This is a genomic window from Aquirufa esocilacus (genome assembly GCF_042715595.1).
GTDB classification, from domain to species: Bacteria; Bacteroidota; Bacteroidia; order Cytophagales; family Spirosomataceae; genus Aquirufa; species Aquirufa esocilacus.
The window spans coordinates 597,896-611,529 of sequence record NZ_JBBKXX010000002.1 but is presented as its reverse complement, the minus strand read 5'-3'; the positions used below and the strand labels follow the sequence as shown (position 1 = coordinate 611,529).

Genomic DNA, 13,634 nt, shown 5'->3' with positions numbered 1-13,634 from the left:
TAACTGATTACATACTATTTAACAAATCTTTAAATGTCCCTAATGATTTATCTTTTTCTGATAATTTTAAATTGTGTACGGGTATTTTCCAATCAATATTTAAGTCAATATCATTATATACTATCCCAGATTCATTCCCTGGATGATAATATTTATCTACTTTATAAAAAAACGTAGCAAAATCACTAAGAACAACGAATCCATGTGCAAAACCAGCAGGAATAAATAATTGTTTATGATTATCAGACGTTAATTCTATTTCAATGTGCCGTCCAAAACTAGGCGAATCTTTCCTTAGATCTACCGCAACATCCAAAACTGCCCCCTCTAATACACGAACCAATTTTGCCTGAGCTGACTCCCCTATTTGAAAGTGTAGGCCTCTCAAAACACCTTTGGAAGATCTAGATTGATTATCCTGAACAAATTCTAAGTCTAAATTTGTTAATGCATTAAATTGTTTCTGATTAAATGTTTCCATGAAATATCCACGAGAATCTTCGAAAACATCTTCCTTAATGATAAAACAATCTTGTAAGTGGGTCAATTCTAGTTTCATAATCTATTATTATACATTTCTTCATAATAATTTTGGTAGATTCCATTAGTAACATTAGTCAGCCATTCATTATTATTTAGATACCATTCAATCGTTTCCTCTAACCCCTGTTCAAAAGTTACCGTTGGGTACCAACCTAATTCTCTATTAATTTTAGATGCATCAATCGCATATCTGCGGTCATGGCCAGCTCGGTCATTAATGTAGGTTATGAGTCTTTCACTCTCCCCATTCTTCCGACCTAATTTTTCATCCATTTGCTTACATAGTAATTTAACTAATTCTATATTTGTCCATTCATTGAAACCTCCAATATTATAAGTGTTCCCACGCACCCCTCTATTAAAAACTAAATCAATTGCAATAGCATGATCTTTTACATAAAGCCAATCTCTTGTATATAATCCATCACCATAAACCGGCAGAGGCTTTTTATTAATAATATTATTAATGAATAAAGGTATTAATTTTTCCGGAAAATGGTTTGGGCCATAATTGTTTGAACAATTTGATACAACTATAGGCAATTGATACGTCTCCCCATAAGCACGGACAAAATGATCACTTGATGCCTTACTTGCAGAATAAGGAGAGTTGGGGTCATAAGAAGTTTTCTCCGTGAATAACCCAATTTTTCCTAAACTTCCATAAACTTCATCGGTAGATACATGATAAAACAAATGATTGCGAGTTGTTTCCCATTCAAAATCGGAAGAATTAGTTCTTAAAATATCATCTTTCCAGTATTCTTTCGCTTCATTTAATAAATTTACCGTTCCTAAAACATTCGTAAAAACAAAATCTAAAGGTGATACAATTGATCGATCTACATGTGATTCTGCCGCTAAATGTATAACATCAGTTACATCAAAATCTCTAAATATACGTTCTAATGCACTTTTATCTAATATATCTGCCTTTACGAATTGGTAATTCGAAGCATTTTCAATGTCCTTTATGTTTTCTAAATTACCTGCATACGTTAAAGCATCTAGGTTAATAATATTAAACTCTGGATACTTATTAACAAACAATCGAACTACATGAGATCCAATAAATCCCGCACCACCGGTAATTAAAATATTTTTTTTCATTCTATTTATGAAATATAAATTTTAAAATCAATTCTATTTTTCTAGTGAAATGCAAAAAGAATAAAGAGATTCAAAATGAGTAGCCGCAAACAAATTGTCTCTTAAATTAAATTTTGAAATATAAATACATTTCATCCCTAACCTGTTGCCAAATTGCATATCCGAAATAGAATCACCAACCATAACTGATTTGTTAAAATCAATTAATGGGTAATCATTTTGGGACTTAATCGCCATCCCGACATTTGGTTTCCTACAATCTGAATCATCGGACAAACAAGTACAACTATAAATTTTATCAATATAGGCGTGTTGATTAATTAACTCTTTTTGCATTCTCCAATGTATTAAATCCAATTGGCTTTTACTCATAAGTCCTTTGCCAACACCTCTCTGATTGGTGACAACTACTATTTTTCCAAAAATTTTAGAAAATTTAGCTATGGCCTCAACCGAACCGTCAATAAATTCAAATTCTTCCCAATTTTTTACATAGTCATTTTCTCTTTTTTCGTTTATAACGCCATCTCTATCTAAAAAAAGAGTCCAAGATTTGTCAATTTTAAAATTTAATTCCAAAATGCTAACATCAAAGTATATTCAACGGCTTCGCCATCCTGAGTCACACAAAATTATGCCTCAGAAAAACGATTATAAGAAACAAAGATACCCCCATTTTGGTTTAGTGCCAAGTCTAATTTATTTAATGGAAATATTTAAAATTATATCCATCGAATTGTTCGAATAGTCCTATTTTAGTCGCTAAGTGGTCTACCTTTGGTTTCAGGTAAATAAATCATGCCCACGATGACCGTTAAGGCAGCTAGGGCGATGGGATAGAACAATCCGGCAAAATTCGAATGTGTGACAGCTCCCAGCCAAGTGGCCACAAAGGGGGCACATCCGCCGAACACCCCATTAGCAAAGTGATACGGGATGGAGAGGGAGGTGTAGCGGATTTTGGTAGGGAAAAGTTCGACTAGGAACGCGGCGATCGGGCCGTAGGCCATCGCCGCGAAAGTCACTAATAAGCTGCAAATGAATGCCAGTTCGAGCTTCCCGGTCCAAGTCAGGAAGATTGCGCCATTGACCATCGTGCCCTCCTGGGCTACGATCGCGGACATCCACGAGAAAAGGGGGTAGTACCCGAGCGCAGCGAGGGCCATACCTCCCAGCATAATTTTCTTGCGACCCACCCGGTCAGACAGGCTCCCGAAATACACGAAGAGGGGCGTGCCCACCACCAGACTCGCGGCGATAATGAGGTTCGTCGTAATGAAATCGACCTGAAGGATTTTGTTGATGAAGATTTGGGCATAAAATTGTCCCGTATGCCAAACAACCCCCTGCCCCACAATCGCCCCAAACATCGCAATTAACATTAAACGGCGATTCGCCTTACTGGCGAAAGCTTCCTTTAAAGGATTTTCGGAGAGTCTGCCTTCCACCTTGAGTTTAGAGAAGAGTGGAGACTCGTCCATATTCCTTCTTATGAAATAAGACACAACAACTAGAATACCAGAAAGCGCAAAAGGCACCCGCCAGCCCCAGTCCTTAAAGGCCGCATCGCCTAAAAGCTGCTGCGTCGCTAAGATGACTAGGATGGAGACGAAGAAACCGAGCGTGGCGGTCGTTTGGATGTAGGACGTGTACTTCCCGCGTTCGGCGTCTGGTGCATATTCCGCGACGTAAGTCGCGGCGCCCCCATATTCGCCCCCTAAGGCTAATCCTTGGATGATTCTTAATGCCAAAAGCACAGCCGGAGCCACCAACCCAATCCTCTCATAACTCGGTATAAACGCAATCGCAAACGTCGACCCACCCATCAACAGCAGCGTCAACAAAAACGTATACTTCCTCCCTATCAAATCCCCTAGCCTCCCAAAAAGCACCCCACCAAAAGGCCTCGCCACAAACCCCGCCCCAAAAGCCGCCAAAGTCGAAATAAACGCCGCCGTCGGATCCTCTTTTGGAAAGAAGCTCAACGAAATAATCGCACTCAAACTCCCAAAAATATAGAAGTCATACCACTCAATGACCGTCCCCACACTCGACGCCACTATCACCTGCCACAACTTCTTTACCGGCACCTTATTATTATCGAACACTTGCATTGCTATCTCATTATTTCTTTATAAAAATACTAAAAATATCACTATGTCATCTCTATGGTGCGACAATTGTTGTAATTCGTTGTTTAAAACTGGCAATATTAGCTCTGAAGAGCCTATAGGTAGTTTTTACGCATATAGCTCGCAATTAGCAAAACGGCTTTTTCAGGTTTTGACACAATCTGTCAATACCTAGAAATAGCTCTCAGTGCCCCGCGCGTATTTTATCAATAACCTGTTAGCTAACTCAAATTGAGCTCTCTAGATTTATATCATCCAAAAAGGTTGTCCGATCGGGCAACTATGTATACCTTTATAACAATTGATCCATGAAGCATCGTCAATTAGTATTCCACGGGGAATACTTTAAAAACTATTTTGACAAACAAAGACCTAAGATTCGAGACAAGATTATTTGGACAATGAAAATTATCAAAGAGCAAGAACAAATTCCCATTGATTTCTTCAAGCATATTACAGGAGAAAAGGGACTATATGAAATTAGAACAGAGTATTCAGGTACCATTTGTAGAATATTCTGTTTTTTTGATAAAGACAATTCTATTGTTCTGATTAATGGATTTACTAAAAAAACGCAAAAAACACCAAGAGCAGAAATTGAAAGAGCTCTTAAAATCAAAAATGCATATGAAAACGACAAATAAAACACTTGAAGAGTTTATTGACGAAAACTACGGAAAGGTAGGCACATCCTCAAGGGAGGAATTTGACAAAGGATATGAAGCATTTAAAATTGGATACCTAATCCAAAAAGCACGCTTAGAGCGAGGCTTAACACAAGAAGAATTAGCGGAAAAATGTGGGACAAATAAAGGGTATATCTCAAAAGTAGAAAACAATTTGAAAGAAATTCGAATTTCAACATTACAAAAAATAGTGGAACTGGGCCTAGGAGGTAGATTAGAACTAAATATCAAGCTCTGATTTCACATTATCAATAAGCTGTTAGGTTAAAGGGATTGGCGGGAATACATTTGGAACACCAAACCACTAATCAATATGTTTAACCACTTCTCTAGATACCTGAAGCTCATCCGTGCCGTTCCGCTGCACGTGATGGCGCAGGATCTCGGGATCGACGCCGGGCTTTTAAGCAAATACGAAAACGGTAATCGCATCCCAGATCTTGAACTCGTCATCATTTTTGCCCATTACCACGAGGTGAATGCACGCAACCTGTGCGTCATGTGGATGCGAGAACGCATTAAACGATCCTTTGTAGGCTACGAGCATTTAGCAGAAGAAGCTTTGGCAGACGCTGAAAAAGACCTCCTTTACTTTCTGAGGCTCCACAGAGTAAAACAAGAAAGAAAATTCAGCTTCAAGCTCATCCTTAAAAACCCCATCACTTACGACCACAACCTGGCCGCAAACCTACGACATTTTCAATTCCGCCGTCATGGCGTTACTAACCACTAAACCGCTAAAAACATGTTCAACTTTTTCACCCCTAAAGAGCCTCTGCTCTTCTATAACGGCCATATGGGGCCATACAAGTTCACGAAAGTAACCATCACCATCTACGAAAAAGACCAAGAAGTTTACACAGAATCGGTCATCGTAGCTCCGGCTTCCAGGCATCAGCTGATTTTTGACTCGAAGAAGTTCCTCTGTGAATTGAGGAATAGATAGTTGCATTCACTTTTAAATCGATAACTTACCACTATGGAAAAGAGCAAAGCCAAAAGAAAAAGGATTCAAGATCCCCTAACTGGGAATTCCTTGCGCTCAATCGCCTACTAAGGCTTTCGAAAAGCAGAAAAAAGAACGCTAGAAGTATTGGGCTATAATGTAGTCGTAAAAGACGGCTGGGTCATAAAAAAATACGTCGATTCACGAATCGAAAAAATTGAAAAAATGCCAGAAAACAGAGGAAGACTAGTTTTAGACTAGTCTTTTAATGAAAACGCGGCGCATAAGAATATTTGCAGGACCTAATGGTTCTGGGAAAAGCACAGTATTTCAAACTGCGGTAGAATACCAAAAAACGCACCTAAAGTTTAGTTTTGGAAAGTTTATAGATACTATTCTGACAAGGTAAAATCATTATCCATTTGACAAAATCTGTCAATACCTGAAAAGCCCTCTCATTGCCAGACGATTATTTATTACAAAAACAGCCCATACGAGCCCGAAACCTATTTTTTCAAAAATAGCCCCACAAAAGAAGTCGAAAGAGACACACTAAAGCTAAATAAAAGGGGTGCTATAAATCCGGAAACGGTGAAGCCTGGAACGTAGTCTGCGACTAAATAAACCAAGAAAACCGAAATGACTAGGGAGAACAAACCCAGGGTAAAAAAGGTGATAGGGAAACTAAGGAACTTCAATACAGGTTTGACGAAAGAATTCACAAATCCCATCGCTAAAGCCACTAAAAGAGCCGTGGTAAAACTGTCTACCGTGATTCCCTTTAAATAGCGCGGAATGACTAAAATGACACAAGCAATAAAAATATAGCGAATGATAAACGACTTCATAGGGTTTATTTAGCAGCGTGACGAGATTGAAGAACGGCGATGATCTCACTTAAATCGATTCCGCGATCCTCTAATAAGACTAATAGGTGGAAAATTAAATCCGCCGCTTCGCCTTTGAAGAGGTCATCGTTTTGCATTAAGGCTTCGATAACAAGCTCGACGGCTTCTTCGCCTACTTTTTGGGCAATCTTATGAGTGCCTAATTGAAATAAAGAGGCCGTATAAGACGAAGCCAAAGGGGCCGTCTTACGGTTGCGGATAACGTGCTTTAATTGATCTAACCAAGCTGCGTTGCCTGCATTTGACTCATCGAAACAGGTGTCTGCGCCGGTGTGGCAGGTGGGACCAAAAGGTTTGGCCTGAATTAAAATGGTGTCTGCGTCGCAATCGATCGAAAGGCTGACTACGTCCAAGAAGTTGCCGGATTCTTCGCCTTTGGTCCAAAGACGGTTCTTCGAGCGGCTGAAAAAGGTCACGCGCTGGTCGGAAACGGTCTTCGCATAGGCTTCCTCATTCATATAGCCTAACATCAAAACGGTACGGGTGCTAGCATCTTGGATGATGGCGGGCACGAGGCCTTTGGAAAAATCGGGTTGCTTGGACATATTTCTATTAAATGCGCATTGGGATGCCTTGGGTTGCAAGGTAATTCTTCAATGCCAAAATTTCAATTTCTTTAAAGTGAAATATACTCGCGGCGAGGCCTGCATCTGCTTTGCCGGTCGTGAATACTTCGGTAAAATGTTCCATCGTTCCCGCTCCGCCAGAGGCAATAATGGGAATGGAGGCTGCTGAGGATACTCGGGCGGTCAAATCACAGGCGAAGCCTGCTTTCGTTCCGTCCGCGTCCATCGAGGTTAATAATAGTTCGCCAGCACCGCGGTTTTCGACTTCGCGGGCCCATTCGAGGGTTTTTAATTCGGTGATTCGTCTGCCGCCGTGGGTGTGGACGAAGTCCAGGCCCGCGGCGGGTTCAAAGCGTGTGTCAATCGCAACAATGATGCATTGGGAGCCAAAAGCCAAAGCCAATTCATCCACCAGCTCTGGCCGGCGCACCGCAGACGAGTTGATGGACACTTTATCCGCGCCGGCGTTCAACAACGCCGATACGTCAGCAATGGACGAAATTCCGCCGCCCACGGTAAAGGGAATATTCACGTGCCGCGCGACTTCGCGGACTAAATTCACCAACGTCTTCCGGTCATCAACCGTCGCCGTAATATCTAAAAAAACCAGCTCATCCGCCCCCTGCTGCGCATAAAGCGCCCCCAGTTCCACCGGATCGCCGGCATCGCGCAGGTCCACAAAGTTCGTCCCTTTCACGGTCCGCCCATCTTTAATATCCAGACAAGGTATGATGCGCTTTGTTAACATGCTGCTGCTGAAAATTTGGCCAAATCCGCTAAACTAATTCGACCCTCATAAAACGCTTTCCCCACAATCACCCCAAACAAATTCATCTCCCGCAAGCGCACTAAATCCTCCATACAAGCCACCCCACCGCTCGCAATAACGCTCAGCGACGGGCTCGAAGCCTGAATCTTTTCATATAAATCGAAGCTGGGGCCTTGCAACAAACCGTCTTTGGCAACATCCGTCGAAATAACATACTTCGCGCCTTTCGAGGTATAATCCTGTAGAAAATCAAAAATCGAAATGTTTGAATTCTCCTGCCAGCCCGAAACCGCAATCATCTCATCCTGCGCATCCGCCCCCAAAATAATCTTCTCCGACCCATACTTCTGCAACCATTCGCAAACCAGCGCAGGATTACGCACGGCAATACTGCCGGCGGTAATCTGCGCGGCACCCGCAGAAAAAGCCGTATCAATCATCTCATCGGACTGAACTCCGCCGCCAAAATCAATATGCAGCGACGTATTCGACGCTATGCGTTCCAAAACCGCCGCGTTCACAATCTTCTTCGCCTTCGCCCCATCCAAATCCACTAAATGCAAACGCTGAATTCCGGCCCCTTCAAAGGCTTTGGCAATCTCCAAAGGGTCTTCTGAGTAGACCGTTTTTTGGCCATAATCCCCCTGAGTCAATCGCACGCATTGCCCATTTATCAGATCGATCGCCGGAATTAGTTGAAACATATTAAAGTGCTAAGAAATTTTTCAAAATTTGTTCGCCAGCCTTTCCGCTGATCTCCGCGTGAAACTGCGCGGCATAAAAATTATCCTTGTGTAACATCGCCGAAAACGGCTGCTCATACGCACAAACTGCTGTCGTATATTGATTTACGGGCGCATAAAAGGAGTGTACGAAATAGACGAACTCTTCTTCTTTCAGTTCTTTCATTAAAGGATTCTCGCCCCTTTTCACGATCGAATTCCAGCCTACATGCGGAATTTTCAAGTCTTTACTAATGAATTTCTTCACCTCCACATCAAACACCCCAATGCAATCTGTATTCCCCTCTTCCGAGTGCTTGCACAACAATTGCATTCCAATGCAAGTCGCCAAAACCGGCTGCTTCAACCCCTTTATCACCTCGTCTAGGCCCTTTTTTTTCAAATAAGCCATCGCTGTACTCGCCTCGCCCACCCCAGGAAAAATCACTTTGTCGGCCTTTTTAATTTGCTCAGGATCATCTGTTAGTTGGTAATTTTGACCAATACGATCCAACGCGTACATCACCGACGCCACATTCCCCGCATTGTATTTTATGATCGCAATTTCCATAAGCGTACAAAGGTATTAACTTTGGGGGATAATTGCCCCCTTTGCGGGGCCCTTTTATGAACAAAAAACTCGTTTACGAAACGCTCTACCTCGTTTGGATGGGCCTATTGCCTTTGCTGGCGTCTGGCTTTTTGGGCTACTACGCGCTAGCGAATCCTGCGTTTTTTACGTCCTTTTCTGGGTTTGAGACGGTGGTTTTTTGGATTTGCGCCGCTTTAATTATGGGCCTGGCCCTCTGTCCCACGACTTTTTTTGCCTTGTTTACGGGTTACGTTTATGGCTTTTCGGGCCTATTGCCGTTGATTTTGGCTTACTCGGCGGCTTCTGCGCTGGGTTATTTTCTGGCCAAAAAGTTCGGCGCGACAGCTTTGCTGTCGCGCGTTCCTTCTAGTTTCCTAGCGAACGTACAGTCTTCCTCCTTTTCCTGGGTATTCCTCGCGCGGCTTTCTCCTATTTTCCCTTTCGCCATCACAAACGCCATCATGGCTTTTGTGGGCGTTCGCTTCCGTTGGTTTATTACGGCTGGAACTTTGGGTATGTTACCGCGAACATTTTTGGCGGTCTATACAGGCATTTCGGCGTCTTCGTGGGCCTTGTTGTTTGCTCGGCCTGAATTATTGCGCTGGCAAGATGTGGTTTCTTTGCTGCTTTTGATTGTTTCAGCGGTGGGAATGTATCTTTTAGGGCGCCGTTCTATGCGATAAGTGAGCCAGCTACTGGTTTCGCCTCTAGTGAATCGTATAGTGGATTTTATGTAATCTGCCTCTAGTAGCCCTAAACCCACTATTGTGATGAATTAAGCTCGAGGCAATGAGAGGACTTTTCAGGTATTGACAGTTTTTGTCAATATTCAAGTACCAAAGTTCAAAGACCAAATCGCACAGCGATGATTAAACGACAAAGTCGTGACTAAATCGCACAGCGATGATTAAACGACAAAGTCGTGACTAAATCGCACAGCGATGACTGAGCGAAGCGTAATGACCAAATCGCGTAGCGATGACTGAGTCACGAAGTGGCGACTGAGCGACAAAGCAGCAGTCGACTAGTGACTGTGCAATTATCAGTTTATTAAACGGTATTTCCCACTATTTAGGTTACATTTATCCATGCAACCACTAAACATCAAATTATACGATTTAGCTCGTGCTAAATTGCACCTAAACGACAACGACGCAATGGACTTTGTATCGAGTATTCACGAACTGCAAGATCACCGATTCGAAAATCTGGTGACGAAAGAATACTTGGATCAAAAACTTTTCGGAATCACCGAAAAAATCAATAAAATAGATTTAAATAGCATTGATCGAACAAATAACTTCGGAATAAGTCTCTTTGAAAAAATGAGTCAAATAGATTCGAACAGCATTGAAAGAACAAACAAGTTAGAAACAAGTCTCATTGAAAAATTGAGTCAAATAGATTCAAATAGTATTGATAGAACAAACAAGTTAGAAACAAGTCTCATTGAAAAATTGAGTCAAATAGATTCAAATAGTATTGATAGAACAAACAAGTTAGAAACAAAACTCTCCGAAAAAATCAATAAACTTGAAAATTCAATTTCTGAATTCAAAGCCGACAATTTGAAATGGATGTTTATTTTCTGGGTCGGTCAAATGTCAGTGACTATTGCCGTGGTTATGATATTTATCAAAAGATAAATTTGACTATTTACACAAGCGGCAACTAACGTTTGAATTTGTAATACAATCTATCCTATCTACTTATTCACGAGATGTACGAACATACATTCCAAAATCTAGCTTCTAAAGATTATTTAAGCAAAAAATTAACAGATGCTAAAATAGACATCTTAAAATGGATGTGCTTCTTTTGGATTACTCAAATGGCTGTCTACATCGCAATCATCCTGATTCTTATCAAATGATGACCTACTCGTGAATAAAATTTTTCAATTCCACCTACGGACTCATTCCCATCGGACTAAGTCGCTTCGCGGCGACTTGCTACGCAAGCGAATCTATCACCTGAACTTTTCCCCAAAGGTGCATGTTCTCTTGAATGAACTTCTTATGGAGCGGGTGGTAGAGGTATTCTTTCTCTTTTTCGGCGCTGTCGAAAACAAGGACTACCGAAAAGGTGTAACTTGCTTCTGTTACGGATTTGTCAAAATCGGTGACGATGGGCTTGCCTACGTGGGCGGAGGCGATCATGGGGAGAGTGCCTAACGCTTTTAGGGCGCGGAAGAGTTGATCGGTTTCGGTGGTGGAGGTAGGGTTTTTGGCCCAAAACAACACATGATGTATAAAGGTCATTTTCGAAGTAGGTTCAGCTGATGCCACAAAGGGCAAGGTCGAGGCTAGTGCGATAAAATCGCGGCGGGAAGTAGACATAGGTTTAATATTTTTTCAATTCTACGATGGAAAATCCACAAATCAAAGTGATTGTGACCGGGGTAACCGGGATGGTGGGCGAGGGCGTAATGCTAGAGGCGTTGCGTTCGCCGTTTGTGAAAGAGGTTTTGGCGATTAGTCGTAAGCCGTCCGGACACTCGCACCCGAAATTAAAGGAGTATTTTTTGGCCGATTTTTATCAGCCGGAGGAGATCAAAGAGGTGGTGAAAGACTACGATGCGTGCCTATTTTGCCTCGGCGTTTCGTCCGTGGGGATGAAAGAAGAAGAGTTTAGGCGCAAGACCTACGACTTGACCTTGGGTTTTGCGGCGCAAATGCCCAAACACATAAGCTTCAGCTATATTTCTGGGATGTCTACGGACAGCACCGAAAAGGGTTCGATCATGTGGGCGAGGGTGAAGGGGAAGACGGAAAATGATCTGAAAAAGATGGGTTTTCGGGATTCTTATTCGTTTAGACCGGGTTATTTACAGCCGATGAGGGGGAATAAATTCACTTTGAAATACTATAAATACATCGACTGGATGTATCCGCTGCTGCTTTTGGTGGCGGGGAAGACGGCGTCTACTTTGGAAGAATTAGCGAAGGCGATGATCGAGGTGGCTGCCTTCCCTACCGAGAAGAAGACGATTGAGGTGGTGGATATCAAGGCTTTGGCAGAACAAATGAGCAATAGAATCTAGGCAAATTGCCTAGAAATGGGTAATTTTGTGGTGAAATGTAATACAATAAAAGATGGATAAGAAAGTAGTTTTAATGATCTTAGATGGCTGGGGCATCGCAACAAACCCCAAAGTTTCCGCCATCGACGCGGCCAAAACGCCATTTATTTCTTCGCTTTACAGCAAATATGCGCACTCGAAATTAGAGGCGTCCGGCTTAGCAGTGGGCTTACCAGAGGGCCAAATGGGCAACTCGGAAGTGGGCCACATGAACTTAGGGGCAGGCCGCGTGGTCTACCAAAACCTCGTTCGCATCAACAAAGCAGTCACAGAAAATACTTTGGGCCAAGAGCCTGAATTAGCGAAAGCATTCGACTATGCTAAAGCCAATAACAAATCCGTTCACTTCATGGGTCTTGTGTCCGACGGTGGCGTTCACGCACACATCGAGCACTTGAAATCCTTGCTTTCGACGGCGTCAGAGGCAGGTTTGGGCAAAGTTTTCGTCCACGCTTTCACTGATGGACGTGATACGGATCCCAAATCAGGTCTGAAATTCATGACCGATTTATACCAACATACACTTAAAACCAACACGCAAATCGCCTCAGTTACGGGTCGTTACTACGCGATGGACCGCGATAATCGCTGGGAGCGTGTGGCTTTGGCCTACAAAGCGATGGTTAAAGGCGAAGGAAATCCATCTACCGATGTACTGAAATCCATCGAAGATAGCTACGCGGCTGGTGTAACAGACGAATTCATCCACCCAATCATCATGACCGATGCGTCTGGTGCTCCAATTGGAAACATTCAAGAGGGCGACGTGGTCATCTGCTTCAACTTCCGCACCGACCGTGGTCGCGAAATCACTCAAGCGTTAACACAACGTGATTTTCCTGAAGAGGGAATGCACAAATTGAATTTGTACTACTTGACGATGACGGAATACGATAAAGAATTCCAAAATGTCCACGTGATCTTCAACGACTCGAACCTGCCAATGACGATGGGCGAGGTACTAGAGGGCGCGGGTAAAAAACAAATTCGCATCGCCGAAACCGAAAAATACCCACATGTAACATTCTTCTTCTCAGGCGGTCGCGAGGCCCTTTTCACAGGACAACAAAATATCCTACGCAACTCCCCAAAAGTCGCCACCTACGATCTTCAACCCGAAATGTCTGCCGCAGATCTTCGCGATGCGTTGATCCCGGAATTAGAAAAAGAGGAGGTTGATTTCGTTTGCTTAAACTTCGCTAATCCTGACATGGTAGGGCACACGGGTGTTTTCTCTGCCGTAGTGAAGGCAGTCGAAACGGTAGACGCTTGCGCAGAGGCAGTCGTAACAGCGGGTCTAGCACACGGTTATTCCTTTATCATCATCGCTGACCATGGTAACGCGGACGTGATGATGAACGAGGATGGCTCGCCAAACACAGCTCACTCAACAAACCTTGTTCCATGTATTTTGGTAGACAACGACTTCAAACCAACGCTTCGCGATGGTAAACTAGGTGATGTGTCTCCTACGATCTTGAAAATGATGGGCGTGGCTCAACCGAAGGAGATGACGGGGGTAGCGTTATTTTAATTTTCGCGCTGCGAAAATTAAAATAAGTCGACTAGAAGTCGCCC

General features: G+C 42.8%; 18 protein-coding genes. 8 read left to right on the top strand and 10 right to left on the bottom strand.

Translation table 11 applies throughout. From position 1 onward, the window contains the following. Positions 1-7: 7 nt before the first annotated feature. From rfbC to SKC37_RS08075, 4 genes are all read right to left on the bottom strand, one after another. Positions 8-559: a dTDP-4-dehydrorhamnose 3,5-epimerase gene (rfbC, locus tag SKC37_RS08090; RefSeq protein ID WP_377980991.1), complete on the bottom strand. Its 552-nt coding sequence runs from the start codon at positions 557-559 to the stop codon at positions 8-10. Further along, a complete protein-coding gene (gene rfbB, locus SKC37_RS08085) occupies positions 556-1,653 on the bottom strand; it encodes a dTDP-glucose 4,6-dehydratase (RefSeq protein ID WP_377980990.1) in 1,098 nt (365 codons plus the stop codon). Before rfbB ends, rfbC begins: the two co-directional genes overlap by 4 nt. A gap of 33 nt (positions 1,654-1,686) precedes the next feature. Continuing rightward, positions 1,687-2,232, bottom strand: coding sequence for a D-glycero-alpha-D-manno-heptose-1,7-bisphosphate 7-phosphatase (locus tag SKC37_RS08080; protein ID WP_377980989.1), 546 nt, complete (start codon positions 2,230-2,232; stop codon positions 1,687-1,689). 176 nt (positions 2,233-2,408) lie between these two features. After that, positions 2,409-3,767 (bottom strand): MFS transporter, encoded by a 1,359-nt coding sequence (locus SKC37_RS08075; RefSeq protein ID WP_377980988.1) that lies wholly within the window; start codon positions 3,765-3,767, stop codon positions 2,409-2,411. 326 nt (positions 3,768-4,093) lie between these two features. On the opposite strand from SKC37_RS08075, the gene SKC37_RS08070 reads away from it, so the two are divergent. The 4 genes from SKC37_RS08070 to SKC37_RS08055 all read left to right on the top strand — a co-directional run bounded on the left by SKC37_RS08070 (position 4,094) and on the right by SKC37_RS08055 (position 5,417). After that, positions 4,094-4,429, top strand: a complete 336-nt coding sequence (locus SKC37_RS08070) for a type II toxin-antitoxin system RelE/ParE family toxin (protein ID WP_377980987.1) — start codon at positions 4,094-4,096, stop codon at positions 4,427-4,429. Then, positions 4,413-4,709, top strand: coding sequence for a helix-turn-helix domain-containing protein (locus tag SKC37_RS08065; protein WP_377980986.1), 297 nt, complete (start codon positions 4,413-4,415; stop codon positions 4,707-4,709). The genes SKC37_RS08070 and SKC37_RS08065 overlap by 17 nt, the downstream gene beginning before the upstream one ends. A gap of 75 nt (positions 4,710-4,784) precedes the next feature. Further along, entirely contained in the window at positions 4,785-5,204 is a 420-nt protein-coding gene (locus tag SKC37_RS08060; RefSeq protein ID WP_377980985.1) for a hypothetical protein, read from the top strand. A 12-nt stretch (positions 5,205-5,216) separates the two neighbouring features. Beyond that, entirely contained in the window at positions 5,217-5,417 is a 201-nt protein-coding gene (locus SKC37_RS08055) for a hypothetical protein (RefSeq protein WP_377980984.1), read from the top strand. A gap of 506 nt (positions 5,418-5,923) precedes the next feature. Here SKC37_RS08055 and SKC37_RS08050 read toward each other — a convergent pair. Genes SKC37_RS08050 through hisH form a run of 5 tightly spaced genes read right to left on the bottom strand, consistent with a single transcriptional unit; the run spans position 5,924 to position 8,953 of the window. Beyond that, positions 5,924-6,265, bottom strand: coding sequence for a phage holin family protein (locus SKC37_RS08050; protein ID WP_377980983.1), 342 nt, complete (start codon positions 6,263-6,265; stop codon positions 5,924-5,926). Positions 6,266-6,270: 5 nt separating this feature from the next. Beyond that, positions 6,271-6,870 carry a bifunctional phosphoribosyl-AMP cyclohydrolase/phosphoribosyl-ATP diphosphatase HisIE gene (gene hisIE / locus SKC37_RS08045; protein WP_377980982.1) on the bottom strand — a complete coding sequence of 200 codons (600 nt, stop codon included), beginning with the start codon at positions 6,868-6,870 and terminating at the stop codon, positions 6,271-6,273. 7 nt (positions 6,871-6,877) lie between these two features. After that, positions 6,878-7,639 carry an imidazole glycerol phosphate synthase subunit HisF gene (gene hisF / locus SKC37_RS08040; RefSeq protein ID WP_377980981.1) on the bottom strand — a complete coding sequence of 254 codons (762 nt, stop codon included), beginning with the start codon at positions 7,637-7,639 and terminating at the stop codon, positions 6,878-6,880. Then, positions 7,633-8,364, bottom strand: coding sequence for a 1-(5-phosphoribosyl)-5-[(5-phosphoribosylamino)methylideneamino]imidazole-4-carboxamide isomerase (gene hisA, locus SKC37_RS08035; RefSeq protein ID WP_223129897.1), 732 nt, complete (start codon positions 8,362-8,364; stop codon positions 7,633-7,635). Before hisA ends, hisF begins: the two co-directional genes overlap by 7 nt. 1 nt (position 8,365) lies before the next feature. Continuing rightward, the gene (hisH, locus tag SKC37_RS08030; protein WP_377980980.1) at positions 8,366-8,953 is read right to left on the bottom strand and encodes an imidazole glycerol phosphate synthase subunit HisH; all 588 of its coding nucleotides are present in this window, start codon (positions 8,951-8,953) and stop codon (positions 8,366-8,368) included. A gap of 56 nt (positions 8,954-9,009) precedes the next feature. Here hisH and SKC37_RS08025 point away from each other — a divergent pair, with 56 nt between their 5' ends. Then, positions 9,010-9,657 (top strand): TVP38/TMEM64 family protein, encoded by a 648-nt coding sequence (locus tag SKC37_RS08025; RefSeq protein ID WP_377980979.1) that lies wholly within the window; start codon positions 9,010-9,012, stop codon positions 9,655-9,657. A gap of 405 nt (positions 9,658-10,062) precedes the next feature. Beyond that, entirely contained in the window at positions 10,063-10,620 is a 558-nt protein-coding gene (locus tag SKC37_RS08020) for a hypothetical protein (protein WP_377980978.1), read from the top strand. Positions 10,621-10,926: 306 nt separating this feature from the next. On the opposite strand, the gene SKC37_RS08015 is transcribed toward SKC37_RS08020, so the two are convergent. Next, complete coding sequence (locus SKC37_RS08015; RefSeq protein ID WP_377980977.1) at positions 10,927-11,313, bottom strand: Dabb family protein; 387 nt, start codon at positions 11,311-11,313, stop codon at positions 10,927-10,929. A gap of 26 nt (positions 11,314-11,339) precedes the next feature. On the opposite strand from SKC37_RS08015, the gene SKC37_RS08010 reads away from it, so the two are divergent. After that, positions 11,340-12,017 (top strand): NAD-dependent epimerase/dehydratase family protein, encoded by a 678-nt coding sequence (locus tag SKC37_RS08010; RefSeq protein ID WP_377980976.1) that lies wholly within the window; start codon positions 11,340-11,342, stop codon positions 12,015-12,017. Between the two features lie 52 nt (positions 12,018-12,069). Then, complete coding sequence (gpmI, locus tag SKC37_RS08005) at positions 12,070-13,590, top strand: 2,3-bisphosphoglycerate-independent phosphoglycerate mutase (RefSeq protein WP_377980975.1); 1,521 nt, start codon at positions 12,070-12,072, stop codon at positions 13,588-13,590. The last annotated feature ends 44 nt before the right edge of the window (positions 13,591-13,634 follow it).

Coding starts and splice junctions, on each gene's coding strand:
- rfbC (WP_377980991.1), bottom strand. CDS start 559: ATGAAACTAGAATTGACCCACTTACAAGATTGTTTTATCATTAAGGAA.
- rfbB (WP_377980990.1), bottom strand. CDS start 1,653: ATGAAAAAAAATATTTTAATTACCGGTGGTGCGGGATTTATTGGATCT.
- SKC37_RS08075 (WP_377980988.1), bottom strand. CDS start 3,767: ATGCAAGTGTTCGATAATAATAAGGTGCCGGTAAAGAAGTTGTGGCAG.
- SKC37_RS08070 (WP_377980987.1), top strand. CDS start 4,094: ATGAAGCATCGTCAATTAGTATTCCACGGGGAATACTTTAAAAACTAT.
- SKC37_RS08065 (WP_377980986.1), top strand. CDS start 4,413: ATGAAAACGACAAATAAAACACTTGAAGAGTTTATTGACGAAAACTAC.
- SKC37_RS08060 (WP_377980985.1), top strand. CDS start 4,785: ATGTTTAACCACTTCTCTAGATACCTGAAGCTCATCCGTGCCGTTCCG.
- SKC37_RS08055 (WP_377980984.1), top strand. CDS start 5,217: ATGTTCAACTTTTTCACCCCTAAAGAGCCTCTGCTCTTCTATAACGGC.
- SKC37_RS08050 (WP_377980983.1), bottom strand. CDS start 6,265: ATGAAGTCGTTTATCATTCGCTATATTTTTATTGCTTGTGTCATTTTA.
- hisIE (WP_377980982.1), bottom strand. CDS start 6,870: ATGTCCAAGCAACCCGATTTTTCCAAAGGCCTCGTGCCCGCCATCATC.
- hisF (WP_377980981.1), bottom strand. CDS start 7,639: ATGTTAACAAAGCGCATCATACCTTGTCTGGATATTAAAGATGGGCGG.
- hisA (WP_223129897.1), bottom strand. CDS start 8,364: ATGTTTCAACTAATTCCGGCGATCGATCTGATAAATGGGCAATGCGTG.
- hisH (WP_377980980.1), bottom strand. CDS start 8,953: ATGGAAATTGCGATCATAAAATACAATGCGGGGAATGTGGCGTCGGTG.
- SKC37_RS08025 (WP_377980979.1), top strand. CDS start 9,010: ATGAACAAAAAACTCGTTTACGAAACGCTCTACCTCGTTTGGATGGGC.
- SKC37_RS08020 (WP_377980978.1), top strand. CDS start 10,063: ATGCAACCACTAAACATCAAATTATACGATTTAGCTCGTGCTAAATTG.
- SKC37_RS08015 (WP_377980977.1), bottom strand. CDS start 11,313: ATGTCTACTTCCCGCCGCGATTTTATCGCACTAGCCTCGACCTTGCCC.
- SKC37_RS08010 (WP_377980976.1), top strand. CDS start 11,340: ATGGAAAATCCACAAATCAAAGTGATTGTGACCGGGGTAACCGGGATG.
- gpmI (WP_377980975.1), top strand. CDS start 12,070: ATGGATAAGAAAGTAGTTTTAATGATCTTAGATGGCTGGGGCATCGCA.